We start from the raw sequence: 20,262 nt of genomic DNA, 5'->3' as shown, positions 1-20,262 counted from the left end.
TGCAACGCCGTCGCACCTGCCGGAAAACAAAGCAGACGTATGCCCACTGGCGCTGCCGTGTGCGTTTCGCGCGCGGGCCACGCGTGAGCATTCACGATGTGCTCCATGCGTCCCCTCCCCCGCCGTTTCTATGCCCGTGACGCGCACGTCGTCGCACCCGAACTTCTCAACAAGGTGCTGGTGGCCGCCGATGGCCGCCGCGCGCGCATCGTCGAGGTGGAGGCCTACTGCGGTCCTGACGATCCGGCGGCGCATTCGTTCCGCGGGCCCACGCCACGCAATGCGGTGATGTTCGGCGCGCCCGGGCACCTCTATGTCTATTTCATCTATGGCATGCACTGGGCGATCAACGCCGTGTGCGGGCGACAGTCGGGACATGGCGTGCTGCTGCGTGCAGCCGAGCCGCTGGACGGCGTGGAGACGATGGCCGCATTGCGCGGGAGCTCTCGGCCCACCCTGCTTGCATCGGGACCTGGCCGCCTGGCCCAGGCCTTCGGCGTCAGCCGCGACGATGCCGGCCTGGACATCACCCGCACTGATTCGCGACTGTGGCTGGGCGATGACGGTGTAGCGCCGCCCCGGGCGCCCGACATCACCACACGCGTGGGCATCCGCCAGGCCGTCGACCGGCCCTGGCGCTTCAGCGTACCCGGCAACGCACATGTCTCGCGCCACCGTGCACCCTTGGCGCCGTTGCCCGAGCGCGTTGCGCGCTAATCCAGTGCGCGCAGCGCCTGTTCGACATCGCCGCTATCCTGCGGCCGCACCACTCTGGCCACCTCGACGCCATCGCGAAGGATTACGAGGGTGGGCCAGAGCTTGATCCTGAAACTGCGGCCAAGCGGTCTGCCCGGGCCGTCCTCGATCTTGATGTGTTCGATCCCGGTATGGGTCGCGAGCGCGCGCGCGATGGGCGCCTGCGCCCCCTGGCAATGTCCGCACCAGTCGGTGCCGAACTCCAGCACCAGCGGCCCGCGCGTCGCATCCACGGTCTCACGCGTGGGCGCATCCACGCGGTAACCGCCGGCGCCGGCCATCAGGCGAGCGCGCTCTGGATGGTGTCGAGCGGAACGTTGGTCAGATCCTTGGCAAGATCACCGATGAGGCGCTGCTGGGTTTCCTTGTGCAGCAGCGGACGCACGCGTCCCAGCGTCTTGGCATCGGCCACCAGCACCAGATGGGCGAAGCGGTTCTTCAACGCGCCTTCGTTCAGGCCCTGGGCCAGTTGCTTGGCGAATGTGGCTTCGTCGAGCTGGGACGCGGTGGATTCCGAGGGCATCGAACCCGATGGGCCTTCGTCATCGAGGTTCATGCCTTCCAGCAGCGCCTCCTGCTTCAGGGTCACATTGCGGTCGTCGCCCACATTGCTGAACACGCGAGCCGAACCACCGTTTGCCACCACGACCAGGGCACCCTGGGGAATCTTCATCGTCATACGCCGTCTCCGCTGTTGGGGAGTGCCCAGCCTAGGCAGCAGGATGTGAGCAGTGCGGCATGAACGCGCGGGGGATCCCCGACCTTCGTCACAAGTCCCGGTGCCGGCGAAGGGCGGGCGCCCCGGGCGGCGCGCACGGACACGGCATCGACGCTTGCGAGGGAGAGCGTGCCGGGCTAGCGCCCCGGTCAACGGAACGGTCGAACGACCAGTGGCCGCGGCTTCGGACGCCAGCCGACATCTGCGGCTGCCGTCACGCCCGATTGTGCTCGGGCGCCGACTTCAGAACACGCGGCCTCGGCCTGCACGGTGGCAGGCCCTGAAACCGGGCAACTGCGCTCAGCGCCAGGGCTGCCGCCCATCCGTCCATGATTCGGTACGGACGCGAAGGCCGGGTTCGTGCAGATCGCGCCAGCCGGGGCCGAACCCGTCGAAATAGCTGCCGGCGCCGAATCCGCCCGGGCCGTCATAGGGTCCAAGACCCACGCCGTAATGGCCCGGGTACCCCGGGCCGTCGTGCTGGGCGACGCGCAGGTTGAGCTGCATCGTGCCGGGCCGCCCATTGTCGCCGACCGTTTCCTTGCACAGGCTGATGTCGGCAGCGTTCCAGTGGCTGTTGCCACCGCGCGAGGAATACCCCACTCCGCTGCTCACGCTGCCGGTCACGGTGCGCTCGCTGCCGTCGGGCGCGCTCGGGCAGCCGCCGCGCGATGCCAGCGGGTGGTGCGCGCGCCGGTCGTCCGGCGCTGTGATCCGCGGCCCGGTGTACTCGCCGTCGCCGAACGCGCCAGCTCCGGTGAACATCGGCTGGGCGGGCAAACTCAGATCGACCCGGTCCTCCCCATGCGCCGCCGCCATCCCCGACAGGGCCATCAGCGGGATCCAGAGCAGTGACGTCATCCGCATTGCATGGCCTGTTCCGGTTTCGTGGGCGAGTCGTGCCCGGGATGCCGACGCTAGCACTGCGGGCTTGAATCGGCGCTGGCCGCGTTCAGGCAAGCGCCGCGGCGTCGACGATCCCGACGCCGGGCGTCGCCGCCAGCGCGTGGTCGACCAGCGCATCGGCGATCCGCGGCGCCGGACTGGCCCGGAAACGGCGCGGCAGGATCGGCCCGAGCGCCCCGAGCACGCGTCCTGCGAGGTGTTCGGCCGGTCGGCGCCCGCTGCGCTCGCCTGCGATCAGGCCCGGGCGCACGAAAGTCAGCGATGGCCAGCCCTGCGCACGCAGGGCCGCTTCGAGTTCGCCCTTGACCCGGTTGTAGAAGAACCTGGACCGCGCGTCCGCGCCCATGGCCGAGGTCAGCGCGAAGGCCGTGGCGCCATGTTGGCGCGCCCGTGCGGCGATCTGCAGCGGGTACTCGAAATCCACGCGCCGGAACGCCTCGCGCGAGCCGGCCTGGGCCATCGTCGTGCCGAGCGTGCAGATCACCGCGTCCACTGCCCACATCGACGCCGTATCCGGCAGCGCATCGAAGTCCACCAGCGGCGCCTGCAGCCGCGCATCGACACGGGCCAGTGGACGTCGCACCGGCGCGATTACGCCCGCGACCCGCGGCTCGGCCAGCAGGCGGGTGAGCACATGGCTGCCGACCAGGCCGCTCGCCCCGACCAGCAGGACTGTCTTCCCTTCAGTTCGCATGGCGCATCCACACGCAGTCGATCGCATCGAGCGCGATGTGCACCAGCAGGCCGATGCCGAACAGGCGCGTGCGCCTCGGCACGGTGAGGCCCGCGTAGACCGCGATCGCCGGCGCGGTATGCAGGGGATGGGTGCCGATGCTGCAACGCCCCGGCGCATAGACCGGATCGGCCAGCAGATGATCGATATCGATGACCCATCCCAGCATCAGCAGGCCCCAGGCGCGAGCGAAGCGCTCGCGCCAGAACATCCACGCCAGCAGCGCGGGCACGGCGACATGCAGCAGCAGATGAAGAATCGCACGGGTGCCCATGGCCGGAAGCATGCTGTGGCGTCCGCCCCAGCTTAGGCGCTGGCGAGGCATCGGTCACGGCCGCATCGCGCACGCGCTTTTCAGGGAGCATCACCGGCGCCCGGTACACTCTTGCGCGCTCCCTTCCCGGGAGACTGACGGTCTCGGGCACGGAGCATGATGGGAAGGCACGGTTGGCGGGCGATGGTGGGATCCATCGCGATAGCGGCACTGATGTGCACGCTTGCGGCATGCGGGCGCGCCGGCATGCCTGCACCGGTGGTCATCGGTGGACCCGCGCTGGGCTCCGATGCGCAGCACGAATGCGTGCATGTCCACGAGTCCGGCCAGCGTCAGGTGCTGCAGCTTCCGGCGCCGCCAGGCGGCTGGTCGGGACATCCGCAGGCGGTCGTGGTGCTCAACGCGATTTCCGGCGAGGTCGACATCCGCCAGCGCATGCGCGAGCGCTGCGGCACGCTCGAAGATGCACGCACGCTCGATTCGCGGTTCCGCGCCGGCGTCGGCACGGTGCTCGTGCCGGAAGCGGGCGATACCGCGCCGATCGAGATCGAATACGACGCCCGACCACTGCCGCTTTGGCGACCGATCGTGCAGCTGGGCGAACCGGCGCCGGTGCAGCGCGCGGACATCGTCCGTTTCGCGATCCGGGTCGCGTCCCTTGCCGTGGTGCTGACCCTGGTGATGTCGGCGCTGCTGAGCTTCGTGGCCACCCGCGAACGGGTCTTCCTCACCTACGCCGGGACGACCGGGCTGTTCGCGATCTGGCTGACATTGCTGTCCGGTCTGTGGGCCTGGCCGCGCCCGTGGCTACCGCTCGCGGGTTACGCGGTGCAGGCGCTGATCGGACTGGGCGTGGCACTGGTCGGCGCGACGACGCTGGCCCTGATACGCCAGTCATGGCTGCACCGGCACGCGGCCGGGCTCGAACGCGGCGCGCGGCTGGCGGCGTGGGCACTTGTGCTGGCCGGCCTGTCGGCACCGTTTCTCCCGGCGGCTGCATTGGCGGCGATGTCGGTGATCACCGAGTTGGGGCTCTATGTCCTGGCGATCGCGTTCGCCGTGGCTTCGGTGATCGCGCTCTGGCGGCGCCGGAGCAGCGGCTCGTTGCTGGCGGGCGTGGTGCCCTTCCTCGCGGTGGCGGCCATGCAAGTGCTTGCGCCGGAGACACTGGCGATGTGGAAGGTCGAGGCCTTCATGCTCTCGGGCGGCTGGCTCGCATTGATCTGCAGCATGGTGCTGACCTTGCGCCTGGGCGCGCTGCGGCGGCAACGCGACGAGATGAAGCGACTCGCGCAGACCGATGCACTGACCGGACTGCCCAACCGGCGCGCGGCGCTGGAATGCCTTGCGATCTGCATCGCGGCGGCGCGCGCGAGTGGCGCCGCGCTCACGATCGTGTTCGTCGATCTCGACCACTTCAAGCGGATCAACGACTCCCACGGCCACGACTGCGGCGACCGCGTGCTGCGCCATGTCGCCCGCACCCTGTGCGCCGCCTTCCGCAGCGGCGACCATGTGGCACGTATCGGGGGCGAGGAGTTCCTGGTGATCCTGCCAGGCGCGGATCCGGCCCTCGCACGCATGCGCATCGAATCCCTGCGCAGGATGCTGTCCGGCGCCGGGGCGGTCCTGGATGGGCCCGGGCTCCACGTCACCTTCAGCGCCGGCATCAGCGCGCTGCGGCCCGGCGATGCCGATGGTGCCGCGCTGCTGCAGCGCGCCGATGCGGCAATGTATGCCGCCAAGCATGCGGGCCGCGACCGGACGGAAATGGAGTGCCCGTCCGCCGCGCTGGCCGAATGACGCACTCAGCCGTCGAACGTGATCTCCACCGAGGCCGCGCTGCGCTGCGCCTCTCCGTGGAACACCGCTTCGATGTTGTTGCCGTCGGGATCGAGCAGGAACGCGGCGTAGTAGCCGGGGTGGTACGACCGCTCGCCCGGGGCGCCGTGGTCACGACCACCGGCCGCCAGACCGGCGGCGTGGAAGGCGTCCACCATCGCGCGGTCCCTGGCCTGGAATGCCAGGTGATGGCGTCCGGTGGGGACGCCGTCCGCAGCCTCGCTGTCCGGGCTGGAGACGAACAGTTCATCGGCCCAGAAGTATCCGGGTCCGTCGCCGCCGATCGGCACGCCCAGGGCCCCGAGAACCGCCTCGTAGAACCTTCGGCTGGCATCGAGATCGGTCACCACGAGCTGCAGATGATCAATCAGGCGACCGCGGTGCAGATCCTGGGTCTGCATGTCTGGAACTCCACTGCTGTGGACGCCCATTGCACCCTCGACAGCGGCCCGGGGCAACCACTCCGGCGGCCTGGAAGCGTTAGGCCGGGCGCCCGAATCGCAACGCGGCTTTCACCCGATTTCCACCACCTTGATGGGAGCCTCGCGAACCTAAATTCAACTTATTCACGGAGTCTTGTTGATGGCCCACCACAGTCCTGGCGGCCTCATCCTGCTGGTTGAGGACAACCGCAACATTTCCGAGCCGGTGGGGGAGTTTCTGGAGGGCCGCGGCTTCGAGGTCGATTACGCGGCCGACGGGATCGATGCGGTGAATCTGGCGGCCGATATCACCTTCGACGTCATCGTGCTCGACCTGATGCTGCCCCGCCTCGGCGGGCTGGAAGTCTGCCGCCGCCTGCGCACCGAACACCGCAGCACCACGCCGATCCTGATGCTCACCGCGCGCGATTCTCTGGAGGAGAAGATCGAGGGCCTGGAGGCAGGCGCCGACGACTACCTGACGAAGCCCTTCGACATCAAGGAGCTCGAGGCGCGTGTGCGTGCGCTGATCCGGCGCGAGCGCCGGGAAGTGGGCGCAAGCGTGCTGCAGATCGCCGACCTGGTCCTCGATCCCGCGTCCCTGCGCGTGCAGCGCGGCGGTCGGGAATTGAACCTGGCGCCGATCGCGCTGAAGATCCTGACCATCCTGATGCGTGAAGCACCGCGCGTGGTCAGCCGCCGCGAAATCGAACAGGAAATCTGGGGGCTGTCGCTGCCCGATTCAGACACGCTACGCAGCCATCTCTACAACCTGCGGAAGGCGGTGGATCGGGACCAGGACGTCCAGCTGCTGCATACGATCACCGGTGCCGGCTACCGCATCGCCGACCTCGACAAGGCCGTCGCCTGAAGCCTGCACAGCGATGCCCCGCCCGCCGGGGCATCGCACCTGGGACATGACGGCAAGGCCGTCGGTCTCATTCCTCTTCGGTGTCCCGGCCGGACTGCCGCTGCGCCGCCTGGCGCCGGGCCTCGTCGCGGCCGTCCTGCTGGCCCGGCGTATTGCGGGTATCCGACTGCGATGACTGCCGGGGATTCTGGTTGTTCATGGCTGGCTCCAACGGCGGGGATTCGCCGTGGGGCGCACGTTCCACCGCAGCGCGTGAGTCCGTCGCGAGCACGGGGTATTCAGTACGGTCCCGGCGCAGTGGGGCAGCCGAGGCAGGCCGGCACGTGACGCCGCCCGGTCGCACTCGCACGCAAGCGCGGACACGCCTGCCTGCGGGCTCGGGCCGCGCACGATCAGCGCGCGCAGAGGCTCACTCCGCGCTGGCCGGCGGCGCCCCCACATGGAACGGAAAATTGGCATAGGCCGCATGGCCCTGCCCGTCGCGCACGTCGACGAACAGCCGGTATGCGCCCGGCTGCGACGGCGCCTCGAACGACAGCTGGCCGTCCACCGCGCCGTCCGCCCCGCGCAGCTCGATCTCGAGTGGCAGGGTTTCGGGATCACCACCGATCGAGGTCGCGCGGCTCTCTTCGCGCACGACCCAGGCATAGGCCAGGGCATCGCCGTCCGGATCGGCTGCCTCGACCTGCGCCACATACGGGGCGTCGGGGGACAGCACCACGCTGTCGGTCGCCACCCGCCCATCCAGACGCAATGGCGAGATCTGTGGCGCGCGGTTGGCGGGCCAGGCACCGGTCCACAGCCTCTGCATCGCATCGACGCCGGGCGTGGACTCGCCGCTCGACAGGAACAGGCCGTACCAGGTGGGCGTGCGCTCCTGCTTCTGGCCCCACAGGAACACGTAGGAGCCCAGGCCCTGCGCAGCGTCGGCCTCGATGACACGCGTATAGCGCTCGACCAGCAGCTCGGCCTTGCGCGATGCGGTGTCCTCGATCGCGGCGCCCCAGCGGGTTTCCGGACTTTCCCAGTGACCGGTCGGTCCCCATTCGGTGACCACGTAGGGCCCGCGCCACTGCGCGGCCTCGAGCTTGGCCGGCAGCTCGCCGATATCGCCGTACATCTGGATGCCGATCAGGTCCAGCGACGGCGCGCGCGTGCGCAGCAATGTGGCGAGCGCAGGGTCGAACCCTGCCAGCGGCGTCATCACCGGATGCTGCGGGTCCTCGGCCTGGATCGCGGTGGTCAGCGATTCGACCACGTCCCAGACCCGTGGGTCGCGCGATTCCAGGTTCAACTCGTTGCCGACCACCCACATCAGCACCGCGGGATGGTCCTTGTAGGCGCGCACCTGGGCGAGCAGGCGCGCCTTTTGCGCTTCGATCGCCGCGGCGTCGTCGAAATCGAAACCGTGACGCTCCTTGCCGACATGCAGGCCCATCGCAACCATCAGGCCATTGCGCTCGGCGCGATCGAGCATCTCGAGGACGGCAGCCGGATCTTCCGCGGTATGCCAGGTCCGGAAGGAGTTCGCGCCGCGTGCGGCCAGCGCTTCCTGGTCACCGTCCTGCAGACCTGCGCCGCGGATCCGGAACGGCGCGCCAGCCACCTGCAGCACGTGCGCGCCGCTGCGGTCCTCCACCACGCGCACCTCTTTTGGCGCGGCGGCGGCGGGCGCCGCCAGGGCGGCAAGCGTCAGGGCAAACAGGCAGAACAGCGTTGGGCGTGCGCGCATTGCAGGTCTCGGTGGATACAGGACGTGCTTGCCCCGCGGCGCGATGATGCCATGCGCTTCCAGCGCCACCCCGCGCGCAAAACGCCCGCGATCGGCGCGGCACCCGCGCACTGCGCCTCCCTTCAAGCTGGCTACGGCAGTCGCTGCAGGCGCCTCGGCGCTCGCGCAGGCTCAGGCGCGCACAGCGCCAAGGAATTCGATATCGACGGAATGGCGCGCCATCCAGCTGGCCAATGCGGCCAACCCTGCCCTCCTTCGCACCACCACGCGGCCGACTGATCGGCCGGTGCCTGTGCCCATGCGACCGCGAGGGGTCAGCCCGGCGCCGTTGGATTGCGCAGCGCGGACTTGATCGCGGTCTTCGCCTTTGCATGGAAGGTCACGGCCGAGGCGGCCGGCGAGGCCTTCCACTCCTCGTACTGTTCGTCGAGGTCGGCCAGCTCTTCCGGCGAGAAGAGGGTCCGCGCCGCCTTGAACATCTCGTCTTCCTCCTCATCGGCGTGGTGGGTGATGAATTCCGACAGCACCTTCACCGAGCCTGCGAACTGGCGGGTGTTCTTCGCCGACGCATGGAGATCGGGCAGCACCGTCAGCTCGACCGCGCGATGTTCCTGGATGGCCTCGGCGTGAAGCAGCAGCTGATCGTGCGAAGCCCGCTCCGCGTATGCCGGATAGAACACCAGCTCTTCCCATTTCGCGTGCGGCACCAGCACCGCCTCGATCTTCTCCAACAGATCCGCGCGCTTCTTCTCCGCCCGGTCGGTGGTCGCGTTGATCGCTGCAAACAGCGTCCGCAGCTGACCGTGTTCGTTTTCGAGCGTCTTGAGAATGTCGCGCATGACTGGCTCCCGGCTTGTCGTGGCGCCTACTGAACGGCACGGACCTTCGCGCCAACGTGAAGGCTTCATTCCCCGAGCGCCGTCACAGTGGGCTGCACAGGCAGTTGCGGCGCGCAGCGGCACGTAATGGCACGCAAGTTGCTGCACTGCACGTTCCATCGGACCGGGAGCTCGCGTGTATCTCGAAAAAATCTTCGGCGCGACGCCCTCCCCGCATCCGTGCGCCAACTGCGGCGGCGACGACCGCCTCGACTTCGACGTCCGGATGGCGTTCCAGCCGATCGTCGACGCTCGCGACCGCTCGATCTTCGGCTACGAGGCGCTGGTGCGCGGTGTCGATGGCGGCAGTGCCGGCGAGGTCATCGCCCGCGTCAGCCCGGCCCAGCTGTACCGCTTCGACCAGACCTGCCGGGTCAAGGCGATCGAGACCGCGGCCAGGCTCGGACTGCGCCAGCGGCTGTCGATCAACTTCCTTCCCAACGCGGTCTACGAGGCGGCGACCTGCATCCGGCTGACGCTTGTCGCTGCACAGACCTTCGGATTTCCGACCGATCGACTGATCTTCGAAACCGCGGAGTCGGAACAGGTCCGCGATCACCGGCACCTGACCGGCATCTTCCGCGACTATCGAAGCCGCGGCTTCATGACCGCGATCGACGACTTCGGCGCCGGCTACGCCGGACTGACGCTGCTGGCCAATTTCCAGCCCGATATGCTCAAGCTCGACATCGCGCTGGTCCGCGGTATCGACGCCGATCCGGTCCGCATCGCGATCACCCGCGGCATCATGCAGATCGCCACGTCCATCGGCTCCACCGTACTCGCCGAGGGTGTGGAAACGGAGGCCGAATACCGCCAGCTGCGCGCACTCGGCGTGCCGCTGTTCCAAGGCTACCTGTTCGGCAGGCCTAGCCTTGAGGCGCTGGAAGATGTCCCCGACGCACTGTGGCAGCGGCTCGCCGGGGCACCCGAAACCTGATCGGCGGCCCGTGACGCAGCCCTGCGGCGCGGTGTTCTCCTGGCGGATCCTGCGTCCGCGCGCGACCTGCGGGTTTCGCGACTCGTCCGGCCGGCACCGGCGGCAACTCACCGTGCCGCGCGCCCAGCGCTTGAGCTGTACGTGGCGCGCCGGATTCGCCGCTGCAGCGTCGACCGCGACCGTCTGCGCGTTCCATGATGCGTCCCGGCCCAAGGCATCGCGCGCGCGACGCAGCCGGCGCAATGCGACCTTCGCGGCCCTTTATTTGTGCGCTTCGTGACGCGGCGACATCGGAGCCGATGCTAGAGTCGGTCAACTTTCAACGAGTCCGCCCCGTGCAGTTTGGCCAACATCGTGACCCTGCGGCATGGCGCGCTTATGACACCCTGCTGCAGGCCACTCCGGACCTCCTCTGTGTCTTCGACCTCCAGCACCGCTTCGTCTATGCGAACGATGCGCTGCTGACGATGTGGGGCATGACCTGGGAACAAGCGGCCGGCAAGACGTGCCTGGAGATCGGTTACGAGCCCTGGCACGCGGAAATGCATGGCGAGGAGATCGATCGGGTCGTCGCCACGCGCGCACCGGTCCGCGGCGACGTGCCGTTCGAGCACCAGGAGAAAGGCAGGCGCATCTACGACTACATTTTCACGCCGGTGCTCGGCACCGATGGCGAGGTCGAAGCCGTCGCCGGGTCCACGCGCGATGTGACCGAGCGGCGCATGCATGAACAACACCTGCAGTCGCTGGTCCATGAACTCAACCACCGGGTCAAGAACACGCTGTCGACGGTGCAGTCGCTGACCCGGCAGACGCTCGACACCGCCGAGAGCCTGGAGGACGGCAACTGCAAGATCGAGGCGCGTCTGCTCGCGCTGTCGCGCGCACACGACGTGCTGACCCGCGAGAACTGGCGCAGCGCCGACGTCCGCGACATCGTGGCCGGGGCGATCGCCCCCCGCCTGGCCGGGGCCGCGCATCATTTCTTCCTTGATGGCCCACCCTGCAGGCTCGATCCGAAACGTGCACTGGCAGTGGCGATGGCCCTGCACGAGCTGGCCAGCAATGCCGCCAAGTACGGCGCGCTGTCGCGTGGTGCCGGGCGGGTGCGGATCGAGTGGAAACTCGTCCGCACCGACGAGGCCGAGGCGCTGGAACTCGTCTGGCACGAAACCGGAGGACCGGCGGTCGAAACCCCGACGCGGCGAGGCTTCGGCGCACGCCTGCTCGAGCGCGGCCTGCGCAACGATCTCGATGGCGAGGTCGAAGTGACCTATGCACCGGACGGCCTGGTATTCCGGGCCACGGTCCCGCTCGACAGCAGCGCGCAATGATCGCGACGGACGCGAAGATCCTCGTCGTCGAGGACGAATCCATCCTGGCGATGCTGCTCGAGGATTTTCTCGCGGATCTCGGCTATGCGATGCCGGCAATCGCTTCGACGGTCGCAAGCGCGCTGGCGATTCTCGATACCCACGACATCGACTTCGCCATCCTGGACATCAACCTGGGCGGCGAGCAGAGCTTTCCGATCGCGGACTCGCTGCTGGAGCGCGGGATTCCCTTCATTTTCATGAGCGGCTACGGCGCCGCCGGCGTGCCCGTCCGCCTCAAAAGTATTCACACGCTGCAGAAGCCATATGGCGCCGACGCGCTGAAACAGGCGCTCCAGCACAGCGGTTCACGGGCGCCACCGGCGACCCATTAGGTCGTTGTTTGGCGCTGGGCGCCCTGATCCACAACGACACCCGTCACGCTTCGCACTCCGCTTTCTGTTGCGACGGCATCGCTCGCGACGCATTCGAATTGTCACGCCGACGATGCCGTCGGCGCGCAGCGCGGTGCGAGCAAGGAGCTGTCAGCCTGCGAGAAGGGCCGCGACATCGGCCGCCATCGCCCAGCCGGCCGCGAGTTCGAATGCGGCCTGTGGATCCTCGACCCGCGCACGCGCGGCCCCGGAACGGAGCTCTAAGCTTCCGTCGTCGAGCTACGTTACCGAGGAGAGGACGAACGAGCCGGCAGGGTGATCGAAGCAGGTGTGCCATTGGTTGCGCAGAAGTGATCGCGGACCATCGGGTTCCGCCACCCCAGGGCATCGCCGGGCAGGGGCGGCAGTTCGGGCAGACAGGCAGGTACCACCAGGACAGGTTTTTGCGAGCGCTGCACAGCGGCGAGATGGGCGTGTCGGGAAGGCATGCGGGCATCTTCCGGGGCGCCGTCGCCTACTCCGCGACCGGCCATGCGGACAGTGCACCTGGCGGTTACAGATGGAGCGGCGCGCGACGGACGCTCAGGCTGGATCGTCTGCCCGGCGGACACCATCGATGGAGACGCCCTGGTCGAGCCCCGCAACGCCACCGCTGTCGAGTACCGGGTATTCGCCTTCGGGACGCGCGACTACATCCGCAATCCGCGCTTCGATCGTGGTGTATTCCGCCGCCGGTGCCTCGCGGACTTGCAGGCGGACGAACGATCACACGCCGCGTTGCCGCACGTCGCAGCAGGTCATGGAGGTCGCAGCTGATCGGCCGGTAACGTCCCCGCGCGCTCCGTCCAGCTGCACGCCGCTCAGTGCCCGGCATCGAGCCTGAGCCTGCTCACGCATCGGCTCAGTGGCCGCCCTGTCGCTCGTCGGCGCGGTCACCCTCGTCCTCGTTGGACAGCTTCCGCGGCTGCTCGTCCGCGGGCTTCTGCGCAGGCGTCTTCTCCTGCTGGGACTTGCGAATGCTGTCGGGCGTCTGGGGAATGCTCATCGATGTCGCCGGGGCTGTGGGCATCGCAGTCTGCGCCGTGTGGGGTCAAGCACCCGTCGAGAATGGCGCTCTCCGGCGCGTTCCCGAGCGCAGGCTGTACAGGGCAGTCAGTTTCGAGCGGCGATTTCCAGCCACTCGGCCAACCGCGTTCTGGCATCACAAAGCCGGTCACAGCGCCGCCCGAGGTGTCCAGGCCGACCGACCATGAGGCTCCGCCGCTGGTCTACGCATTGAACGTCATGAAGGAATTTCCACGGCGCGGCGCAAAAGTGATGTAAGGTGCCTGCACTGTACAAGCGGGATCACGGTACATCGTGGCTCCGATGCGGTTGATCACAGGTTCCAGGGCCGGCAACGGCCTTTCCAGACGATCCGCTCCATCGCTTCGCGTTACCCCTTGCTCGATACAGTCCCGGCGCCGTGTTTTGCGGTGCCGTGCATCCCAACACTGATCCAAGGAGTAACACCATGAGCAATCGTCAGACCGGTACCGTCAAGTGGTTCAACGACGCCAAGGGCTTCGGCTTCATCACCCCGCAGAGCGGCGATGACCTGTTCGTCCACTTCCGTTCGATCCAGGGCAGCGGCTTCAAGTCGCTCCAGGAAGGCCAGAAGGTCTCGTTCGTCGTCGCGCAGGGCCAGAAGGGCCTGCAGGCTGAAGAAGTCCAGGCCGAGTAATCCACTCGACCTGCGCCGCGCAAGCGGCCAAGAAGACCCCGGGCGGAGACGCCCGGGGTTTTTTTATGGGCCCGCTGCCGCGATTCATCGCAGTGCGCGCCCGTCTGGCGCCTGCGGCGCGCATGCATCCCGGCACGGCCCGCTGCTTTCCGCATATGCCCGCGCCGCGCCGACGTTCCGATGACCCCGCGCCCGCGATCTGCCAGACTGCCGGCCCTCGCAGATCTTCCGGTAACGCACGCGGCCATGCGCCTCAACAAGTACATCAGCGATACGGGCTTCTGTTCGCGCCGCGAGGCCGATCGCCTGATCGCCGACGGCCGGGTGACGGTCAATGGCCAGCGCGGCCGCGTGGGCTCGGAAGTGGGCGAAGGCGACATCGTCCTGGTCGATGGCCAGACCCTGCAGACGCGCTCGGCCGCGCCCGGCAAGCGCCGCCACGTCTACATCGCGCTGCACAAGCCGGTGGGCATCACCTGCACCACCGAGTCCTCGGTGAAGGGCAATATCGTCGACTTCGTCGACCACCGCGAACGCATCTTCCCGATCGGCCGGCTCGACAAGGATTCCGAGGGCCTGATCCTGCTGACCAGCAACGGCGACATCGTCAACGCGATCCTCCGCGCCGAGAACAAGCTGGAGAAGGAATACCTCGTCACCGTGAACCATGCGGTCAGCCAGGAGATCCTGCGCGGCATGGCACGCGGCGTGCCGGTGCACGGGCAGATGACCCTGCCCTGCCGCACCAGCCCGCTCGGCAAGTTCGGCTTCCGCATCACCCTGGTGCAGGGCCTCAACCGGCAGATCCGCCTGATGGCCGCGCATTTCAACCTGCGGGTGAAGCAGCTGATCCGCGTGCGCATCGGGCCGGTCAAGCTGGCCCATCTCAAGCCCGGGCAGTGGCGTAACCTCACCGATGCGGAACTGCGCGCGATGCTGCCCGGACAGACCGAATTCTGATGCGCGACCATTCCACCATCGCCGTCGGCGAGCTCTACCAGGGCATCCGCCACGAACACTGGCAGGGCAGGACCTACCGCGAGTTCTGGACCTGGTTCAATGACCGCTGCATCGAGATCGTCGGCCAGGCCGAGGCGGAGGATCTCGAGGCGCTCGGCATCGCCTTGCTGGACGTGCGTGATGCGGTGGAGGCTGGAGGCTACATGGTCGGCTCGGACCGGCTGGACGAGACGATCGAAGCCGCGCAGTAAGCCGCGCCGGCGACGAAGCACATCGACGCGGCCCGAGGCCTCGCGGTCGCCCTGCACGCAGGCACGCGACCCGCGAGGACGTGCAGCCCGTCGATACGCCCACCCGCTCAATGCGCTGCCAGACGCCGGCCAGCGGACATCGCGCAGCGGTGCATACCGTCTTATGCGGCCGGCGACGCCTCGGCGGGCGCCCGCTCGCCGGGCAGCAGAGCGACCGCTGCGGCTGCGAGTTCGCGCTTCTCGAGGATCTCCGCGGCCAGCTTGTCCGCGGCGACGCGGTGCTGCAGCGATTTGCACAGTGCGATGCCGGCATGGGTCAGCCGGATCCCGTCCTCGTGATCCTCGATCAGCGCCGCTTCGATCAGCCGCCGCTTGATCTCCGTTTCCACCGACAGCGCCTCGCTGGCCTGACTGACCTGCTGCAGTACGTCCAGAAGCGCCAGGTCTTCCAGTGGAATGGGATCGATCATCTGTGGGGTCGCGCGGGAGGAGAGTGGCGCGCAGTATAGGGGCGCCGCGGCCGCCGACGACGCCGTCGGGCCGGGCACCGAGGCTGCACATTTTGCACCCCGTCCGCCTTTCGGCGTTTGCGGCCAAATGAACCCTGAACACGCGTATTGACGCGCCGCGGCACGCGGGTCTCAGGGGCGTCGCGGCACCCGATCCGCTCGCGCGACTCCACCACCGATCGGGCAGTTCTCCCAGGGCCGCAACGTCCCGATGCCCAAAAGATTCTGACCCGCTCGCAGCCACAGTACGGCCGCGCCCAGCGAAACCTCACCGGGCCGCGCAGCGCCGTCCAACGCGGCGCATGAAAATGCCGCGCATCCGAAGGTGCGCGGCATTGGTATGCACAGGTCGCGTCCGGCTGCAGGGGCCGGGAATCCCCGGCCCCTGCAGTTGGCTCACTGGTTCGCAGTGCCGGTGGTCAGGCCCTCGGTGCGGACGTCCGTGACGCCTTCGATCTCGCGCGCAATCCGGGTGGCCTCGATGACCTGGGTCTGCTCGTCCACCACGCCATTCAACGTCACCACGCCGTTGACGGTGTCCACCTCGATGTCGAGACCGGCGACGTCCGGGTCCGCCAGCAGCGAGGACTTCACCTTGGTGGTGATCCAGGTATCGGTGCCCGGCTGATCCGAATCCATACCGTCGTTCATGCCCGTGCCCGAGCCCGAGCCATCCATGACACCGCCAGTACCCGCAGTACCCGCAGTGCCCGTACCCGTCGTGTCCGTACCAACCGGCGGCGGAGTCTGCATGGCGGGATCGCTGGTCGTCGTGGTGTCGGCACGTCCGTCTGCATCGCGGTCGTTCGAGCAACCGACGGCAAACGCCATGACGGAGGACAGCGCAATGGCGAGGGGAATGCGGTTCGTCTTCATGGTCATCTGTTGCTCCAGCGTCTGGGATGTGCGGCGATTGTTATCGGCCGGATGCCGACGTGACGTGAGCGCCACCCGACTCCCGGATGAACGCGCGCAGGCTCCACTGCATGCGGGACTGCTCGTCGACCCTGTCGTCCTCCTCCTTCCAGCCGCTCGGCCGGGTTCCGCGCTGGCCGCCGAACACTGCGCGAGCGCGGGTCGCCCCGGCCCCCGGTCACGCCGGCGGCAGGGTCTCGAAGGCGGGCCCGTGCTGCTTGCTGGCCTCGACCGAGAGCGGGTAGACCTGCTGGGAGATCGTCGTGAGCAAGGCCTGCGTGGCCTTCTGCTCGCGGATCAGCTCGCGCAGCAGCGGCTTGATGCCGAAGATCGCGAACGGCACCAGGACCCACAGGATCGCCAGGAGCCCCACGAACAGCATCCATACCAGTCCCAGCGCCGCGAAGCCCTCACCCATGCCCATGTTCATCCCGCTCTCCCGATGGCGCCGACGAGGCCCCGTGCGATCGGAGTGTAGGCCTGACCCTGGAGGCCTCCCGTCGTCAGATCCCACTTCGCGGAGGCAGCGCGCGGATTCCTTCATTGCCGGCCACGCCAGGCGGATCCGGCACCGTTGTCCCGTTCTGTCTGTGCCCCGAACGGCGCCGACAGCACGCCGCGGATCGGAGTGCAGGCCACCGGCCATTGCCCCTGGTTTCGTCCTGTCGAACGGATCCGGAACCGCGCACGGACTTTTCCATGCGAAGCGACCCCCATGACCTGCCCTGGAAAGGTGCGGGATCGCCGAACCGGGACATCCTGACTCTATCGCCCGCATTGCGGGTAACGCTTCGCCGGGCAGATACACGCTGGCTGCAGACGCCCCGCCAACGCTGCAAGCGGCCCGCAGGGATCGTCCGCGGCACGCCCACAACCCGGCCCGGCATCACGCACTGCGCGCGGGCGCACTGCTACGTTCGCCCGGCCCACCGCCTGCGCGTCGCATCGCGGTCTGTCGGCGAGGTGCACCGCATGAACACCGCTCCGCGGACGTCCACGCTGCACGAGGGCCGGCTCACGGCCTCCGGTGTGATCCTCCTGCTCGTGGTGGCCAGTTTCGGCTCGCTGTTGCTGAGCCTGGCGCCGCAGGGACGCTGGGTCCTGGGCACCTTCGCACTTGGCTCGGGGATTGCGGCGACCGCGCTGATGGGCGCGGCAGCGGTGCTGTCGGCGCGCTGGTCGTGGGTGGAGTCGGCCTTCGGCGGCCTCGACCGGGTCTATGCGGTACACAAATGGCTTGGGGTGTGGGCGCTGGTGTTCGCGAGCGTGCACCTGGTGCTCAAGAGCGGCGATCCGTCCTGGCAGGTGGCTGCGATCGTGCAGTTGCCCGGCGGCGCCGCCCGGCTGGTGCGACAACTGAGTTTCGTCGCGGTGATGGTGATCGTGCTGCTGGCGCTCAACCGCGCCATCCCGTACCGCGTGTGGCGCTGGTGGCACAAGCTGTCGGGACCGCTGTTTCTGCTGGTGGTGCTGCACTGGCTGAGCTTCCGCTCGCCGATCGCGCTCGGCAGCCCGGCCGGGCTGTGGCTGGCGCTGCTCTCGTTGCTCGGCGTGGTGGCGGCGGCGTACAAGCTGCTGCTCTACCCGCTGCTGGCGCGGCATGCCGAGTACCGGGTGGAGTCGGTATCGACCAACGCGACCTCCGCCTATCTGGAGCTGCTGCCGGAGGGCCGGGCGATCGCGTTCGAACCCGGCCAGTTCGCATTCGTCTCGTTCAAGCGCGAGGGGCTGCGCGAGCCGCATCCCTACACGATCGCCAGCGCCGGCGGCGCCGACGGCCGCATCGCCTTCATGGTGCGCGCGCTGGGCGACTACACCGCGCGCCTGGTGAAGGAGCTCCAGCCGGGCGTGGTGGCCGATGTCTACGCATCCTTCGGCCGCTTCTCGCGCAGGCCCGATGGCCGCACCGAGATCTGGATCGCAGGCGGCGTGGGCATCACGCCGTTCCTGGCCTGGCTGGAAGATCCGGCATCGGCCACGCAGGCGCCGGTGACGCTGTTCAACTTCATCACTCCGGGCCGCGAACTGCCGGAGCGGCTCGACCTGACAGCGCTGGCCGCGCGTCGCGGGGTGGAACTGGTGGAGGTCACCACCGGCCCCGGTACGCCATCGTTCCGCGCGCATTTCGCGCGGATCGTCGCGCAGGCCGGACCCGCTGGCGTGCAGGTGAGCGCCTGCGGTCCGAAGGGCCTGCTGGCCGAGGTGCGCAGGCTGATGCGCGAAACCGGCGTCCCCGACGACGCCCTGCGCCACGAGCTGTTCGAGTTCCGTTGACCCGGAGCTGTCGGACGCCGCCCCGCCAGCCCTCAGGCCGTGAGCTGTTTGAAGTACAGGGACGTCGCTTGCAGCCCACCGAAGGGCGCCAGGGCGAAGTCCGGGATCTCACCCGCCCTGGACCAGCCCGCGGTCTGGTAAAGCGTTTCCGCCGCGGATCCCTTCTGCGTGTCCAGCACCAGCAGGCTCCGCCCTGCGGCGCGGGCGGATGCCTCCAGTTCGCCCATCAGCCGCTGTGCGATGCCTCTTCGACGATGCGCGCCAAGCACCAGCAGCTTCTGCACCTCGCCCCGGTGGCGCCCGTTTCCGCGCTGGCAAAGTGCCAACTGCACGGAGCCGACCGCGCGTCCGTTCTCGACGGCAACCCAGACCATCAGGGACTGCCCGATGGAGGCCAGCACATCGCGCCAATACGCATCTGCCGCCTCTGCGGTGAGCGGTGCCATGAACCCGACCGAGGCGCCGCCCTCGACGGCGTCCTTGAGGAGTTCACACAGGTCAGGGAGCAGCACTGTGTCGCTGCGGCTTGCGATGCGGATATCCGTCACGGTCGATACCTGGCTTGCCGCGCCGCGAAGCGGTTCGGCTGAACTGTCAGGCGCCGCAGGTCGGCACATCAAAGTGCGGCACCTGCACCGCCCGAGAAGGAGAGGTGAGCTGGCGGACCGGGCACAGGACCACTCCGCAAGGAGAACGTCCTCCACGCACCGCCAGCGAGCCGGAACGATACACCGCGGGCGGGCCGGAACAATGCGCGGCCTGCAGAGATCGAGGGCAGGCAGACGATCGACTTTCCTGCGTGTCATCAGGGTTTCAAATGCACGGCAGCAAGGCCGCTCCCGTCCATTTCCATCGGCACGGAGTTGTGCTCGTGCGCGATCATCCAGCCGTCGCCGGCACGCGCGAACACCAGGGTCGTGCGGAACCACAGTTCGACCGCACCCTCCCCGATCTTGTCCCCTCGCAGGCGGCTGAAGCCATACGCGATGCCAAGGTCGCCATCGACCAAGAGCCGCGACTCGTGGAACTCGACCCGTGGCCCCGGCGCTCTCCAGGTGCCCAGCCAGGCACGCAGGGCCTCGGTATCGCGCGCGGCGGCGCCGGCGAACGCAAGCGGCGGCTGCAGGTCGTAGACCACGACGTCACGCGAGAACGCTCCGATGGCAGCCTCGTCGTCCGAGTGGGCGACGGCCACCTCCCGCGCCGCAACCAGACCCCTGATGGCTTCGATATCGGCTGCTTTGCTCACGGCCAGTCTCCAGCTCCATTACCCGGGCACACCCTCATGCGTCGAACCGGGGCGCCCGGAATCGACAGGCGAATCCGAATCAGCGCGGCGCTGGCATCAAGCCGTCACGCGAAGCAGCGCTGCCGGTCGCCGCGACCGGCAGCGCCTTCATGCCGGGAGCCAGGGGAGGGTCGGCCGAGAAGCGAACATCACCCCCTGGGTGAACATGTCCCTCACACTTTTCCCGCCGCCGGATTCAGGCGCCCAGCAGTTCGACCTCGAACTTCAGCGTGGCATTGGGCGGGATGACGCCGCCGGCGCCGCGTGCGCCGTACCCCAGGTTGGCCGGAATGATCAGCGTGCGCTGGCCGCCTTCCTTCATGCCCTGCACGCCTTCGTCCCAGCCCTTGATGACCATGCCGCCGCCGAGCGGAAAGATGAAGGGTTCGTCGCGGTCCTTGCTGGAATCGAACTTCGCGCCCTGCACGCCGTTCTCGTACAGCCATCCGGTGTAGTGCACGGTCACGTTGCGGCCGGGCTGCGCTTCTGCGCCCGTGCCGACGACGGTGTCTTCGTACTGCAGGCCGGACGGCGTGGTGATAGCGGGCATGGCGGGATCCTT

Annotated in this window: 27 protein-coding genes; 11 read left to right on the top strand and 16 right to left on the bottom strand. The window is 68.4% G+C overall.

Annotated features, from left to right (window positions below; translation table 11 throughout):
* Window positions 1–105: 105 nt before the first annotated feature.
* Entirely contained in the window at window positions 106–717 is a 612-nt protein-coding gene (locus CNR27_RS04800; protein ID WP_096297178.1) for a DNA-3-methyladenine glycosylase, read from the top strand.
* Here CNR27_RS04800 and CNR27_RS04795 read toward each other — a convergent pair.
* From CNR27_RS04795 to CNR27_RS04775, 5 genes are all read right to left on the bottom strand, one after another.
* The gene (locus tag CNR27_RS04795; protein WP_096297177.1) at window positions 714–1,037 is read right to left on the bottom strand and encodes a thioredoxin family protein; all 324 of its coding nucleotides are present in this window, start codon (window positions 1,035–1,037) and stop codon (window positions 714–716) included. The two genes, CNR27_RS04800 and CNR27_RS04795, sit on opposite strands and share 4 nt — an antisense overlap.
* Complete coding sequence (locus tag CNR27_RS04790; protein WP_096297176.1) at window positions 1,037–1,435, bottom strand: host attachment family protein; 399 nt, start codon at window positions 1,433–1,435, stop codon at window positions 1,037–1,039. The genes CNR27_RS04795 and CNR27_RS04790 overlap by 1 nt, the downstream gene beginning before the upstream one ends.
* 339 nt (window positions 1,436–1,774) lie before the next feature.
* On the bottom strand, window positions 1,775–2,335 hold the full coding sequence (locus CNR27_RS04785) for a hypothetical protein (RefSeq protein ID WP_096297175.1): 561 nt from the start codon (window positions 2,333–2,335) through the stop codon (window positions 1,775–1,777).
* Between the two features lie 91 nt (window positions 2,336–2,426).
* The gene (locus CNR27_RS04780) at window positions 2,427–3,074 is read right to left on the bottom strand and encodes an NAD(P)H-binding protein (RefSeq protein WP_096297174.1); all 648 of its coding nucleotides are present in this window, start codon (window positions 3,072–3,074) and stop codon (window positions 2,427–2,429) included.
* Complete coding sequence (locus CNR27_RS04775) at window positions 3,064–3,387, bottom strand: DUF6122 family protein (protein ID WP_096297173.1); 324 nt, start codon at window positions 3,385–3,387, stop codon at window positions 3,064–3,066. Before CNR27_RS04775 ends, CNR27_RS04780 begins: the two co-directional genes overlap by 11 nt.
* A gap of 246 nt (window positions 3,388–3,633) precedes the next feature.
* Between CNR27_RS04775 and CNR27_RS04770 the strand changes: the two genes are divergently transcribed.
* On the top strand, window positions 3,634–5,190 hold the full coding sequence (locus CNR27_RS04770; protein WP_157745277.1) for a sensor domain-containing diguanylate cyclase: 1,557 nt from the start codon (window positions 3,634–3,636) through the stop codon (window positions 5,188–5,190).
* Between the two features lie 5 nt (window positions 5,191–5,195).
* On the opposite strand, the gene CNR27_RS04765 is transcribed toward CNR27_RS04770, so the two are convergent.
* A complete protein-coding gene (locus CNR27_RS04765) occupies window positions 5,196–5,630 on the bottom strand; it encodes a VOC family protein (RefSeq protein ID WP_096297171.1) in 435 nt (144 codons plus the stop codon).
* Between the two features lie 181 nt (window positions 5,631–5,811).
* Between CNR27_RS04765 and CNR27_RS04760 the strand changes: the two genes are divergently transcribed.
* A complete protein-coding gene (locus tag CNR27_RS04760; RefSeq protein WP_096297170.1) occupies window positions 5,812–6,522 on the top strand; it encodes a response regulator transcription factor in 711 nt (236 codons plus the stop codon).
* 67 nt (window positions 6,523–6,589) lie between these two features.
* Here the strand turns inward: CNR27_RS04760 and CNR27_RS15805 are convergent, their stop codons facing one another.
* From CNR27_RS15805 to CNR27_RS04750, 3 genes are all read right to left on the bottom strand, one after another.
* On the bottom strand, window positions 6,590–6,721 hold the full coding sequence (locus tag CNR27_RS15805) for a hypothetical protein (RefSeq protein WP_255409788.1): 132 nt from the start codon (window positions 6,719–6,721) through the stop codon (window positions 6,590–6,592).
* Between the two features lie 210 nt (window positions 6,722–6,931).
* Entirely contained in the window at window positions 6,932–8,254 is a 1,323-nt protein-coding gene (locus CNR27_RS04755) for a glycoside hydrolase family 2 TIM barrel-domain containing protein (protein ID WP_096297169.1), read from the bottom strand.
* Between the two features lie 314 nt (window positions 8,255–8,568).
* Entirely contained in the window at window positions 8,569–9,093 is a 525-nt protein-coding gene (locus CNR27_RS04750; protein ID WP_096297168.1) for a hemerythrin domain-containing protein, read from the bottom strand.
* Between the two features lie 175 nt (window positions 9,094–9,268).
* On the opposite strand from CNR27_RS04750, the gene CNR27_RS04745 reads away from it, so the two are divergent.
* The 4 genes from CNR27_RS04745 to CNR27_RS04730 all read left to right on the top strand — a co-directional run bounded on the left by CNR27_RS04745 (window position 9,269) and on the right by CNR27_RS04730 (window position 12,596).
* Entirely contained in the window at window positions 9,269–10,072 is an 804-nt protein-coding gene (locus tag CNR27_RS04745; RefSeq protein WP_483869217.1) for an EAL domain-containing protein, read from the top strand.
* Between the two features lie 299 nt (window positions 10,073–10,371).
* A complete protein-coding gene (locus tag CNR27_RS04740; RefSeq protein WP_096297167.1) occupies window positions 10,372–11,406 on the top strand; it encodes an HWE histidine kinase domain-containing protein in 1,035 nt (344 codons plus the stop codon).
* Window positions 11,403–11,780, top strand: coding sequence for a response regulator (locus CNR27_RS04735; protein ID WP_096297166.1), 378 nt, complete (start codon window positions 11,403–11,405; stop codon window positions 11,778–11,780). The genes CNR27_RS04740 and CNR27_RS04735 overlap by 4 nt, the downstream gene beginning before the upstream one ends.
* Window positions 11,781–12,311: 531 nt before the next feature.
* Complete coding sequence (locus CNR27_RS04730) at window positions 12,312–12,596, top strand: hypothetical protein (protein ID WP_096297165.1); 285 nt, start codon at window positions 12,312–12,314, stop codon at window positions 12,594–12,596.
* 85 nt (window positions 12,597–12,681) lie between these two features.
* Here CNR27_RS04730 and CNR27_RS15205 read toward each other — a convergent pair whose 3' ends face one another.
* Window positions 12,682–12,825, bottom strand: coding sequence for a hypothetical protein (locus CNR27_RS15205; protein ID WP_157745268.1), 144 nt, complete (start codon window positions 12,823–12,825; stop codon window positions 12,682–12,684).
* Between the two features lie 468 nt (window positions 12,826–13,293).
* On the opposite strand from CNR27_RS15205, the gene CNR27_RS04725 reads away from it, so the two are divergent.
* The 3 genes from CNR27_RS04725 to CNR27_RS04715 all read left to right on the top strand — a co-directional run bounded on the left by CNR27_RS04725 (window position 13,294) and on the right by CNR27_RS04715 (window position 14,714).
* Window positions 13,294–13,503, top strand: coding sequence for a cold-shock protein (locus tag CNR27_RS04725; RefSeq protein WP_096297164.1), 210 nt, complete (start codon window positions 13,294–13,296; stop codon window positions 13,501–13,503).
* Between the two features lie 246 nt (window positions 13,504–13,749).
* Window positions 13,750–14,463, top strand: coding sequence for a pseudouridine synthase (locus tag CNR27_RS04720; protein ID WP_096297163.1), 714 nt, complete (start codon window positions 13,750–13,752; stop codon window positions 14,461–14,463).
* Window positions 14,463–14,714 (top strand): hypothetical protein, encoded by a 252-nt coding sequence (locus tag CNR27_RS04715; RefSeq protein WP_096297162.1) that lies wholly within the window; start codon window positions 14,463–14,465, stop codon window positions 14,712–14,714. The genes CNR27_RS04720 and CNR27_RS04715 overlap by 1 nt, the downstream gene beginning before the upstream one ends.
* 161 nt (window positions 14,715–14,875) lie before the next feature.
* On the opposite strand, the gene CNR27_RS04710 is transcribed toward CNR27_RS04715, so the two are convergent.
* The 3 genes from CNR27_RS04710 to CNR27_RS04700 all read right to left on the bottom strand — a co-directional run bounded on the left by CNR27_RS04710 (window position 14,876) and on the right by CNR27_RS04700 (window position 16,568).
* Window positions 14,876–15,184 carry a hypothetical protein gene (locus tag CNR27_RS04710; RefSeq protein ID WP_096297161.1) on the bottom strand — a complete coding sequence of 103 codons (309 nt, stop codon included), beginning with the start codon at window positions 15,182–15,184 and terminating at the stop codon, window positions 14,876–14,878.
* Window positions 15,185–15,619: 435 nt separating this feature from the next.
* Window positions 15,620–16,105 carry a BON domain-containing protein gene (locus CNR27_RS15675; protein ID WP_245815751.1) on the bottom strand — a complete coding sequence of 162 codons (486 nt, stop codon included), beginning with the start codon at window positions 16,103–16,105 and terminating at the stop codon, window positions 15,620–15,622.
* A 211-nt stretch (window positions 16,106–16,316) separates the two neighbouring features.
* Window positions 16,317–16,568, bottom strand: coding sequence for a hypothetical protein (locus tag CNR27_RS04700; RefSeq protein ID WP_096297160.1), 252 nt, complete (start codon window positions 16,566–16,568; stop codon window positions 16,317–16,319).
* A 542-nt stretch (window positions 16,569–17,110) separates the two neighbouring features.
* Here CNR27_RS04700 and CNR27_RS04695 point away from each other — a divergent pair.
* Complete coding sequence (locus tag CNR27_RS04695) at window positions 17,111–18,412, top strand: ferredoxin reductase family protein (protein ID WP_096297159.1); 1,302 nt, start codon at window positions 17,111–17,113, stop codon at window positions 18,410–18,412.
* 32 nt (window positions 18,413–18,444) lie between these two features.
* Here the strand turns inward: CNR27_RS04695 and CNR27_RS04690 are convergent, their stop codons facing one another.
* The 3 genes from CNR27_RS04690 to CNR27_RS04680 form a co-directional block, all read right to left on the bottom strand.
* Window positions 18,445–18,960, bottom strand: coding sequence for a GNAT family N-acetyltransferase (locus CNR27_RS04690; RefSeq protein WP_222843133.1), 516 nt, complete (start codon window positions 18,958–18,960; stop codon window positions 18,445–18,447).
* Between the two features lie 257 nt (window positions 18,961–19,217).
* A complete protein-coding gene (locus CNR27_RS04685) occupies window positions 19,218–19,661 on the bottom strand; it encodes a YybH family protein (RefSeq protein WP_157745266.1) in 444 nt (147 codons plus the stop codon).
* A 235-nt stretch (window positions 19,662–19,896) separates the two neighbouring features.
* Window positions 19,897–20,250 (bottom strand): FKBP-type peptidyl-prolyl cis-trans isomerase, encoded by a 354-nt coding sequence (locus tag CNR27_RS04680; protein ID WP_096297156.1) that lies wholly within the window; start codon window positions 20,248–20,250, stop codon window positions 19,897–19,899.
* Window positions 20,251–20,262 lie beyond the last annotated feature (12 nt).

Source organism: Luteimonas chenhongjianii (genome assembly GCF_002327105.1).
GTDB classification, from domain to species: Bacteria; Pseudomonadota; Gammaproteobacteria; order Xanthomonadales; family Xanthomonadaceae; genus Luteimonas; species Luteimonas chenhongjianii.
This window is presented reverse-complemented; position numbering and strand designations above follow the sequence as displayed.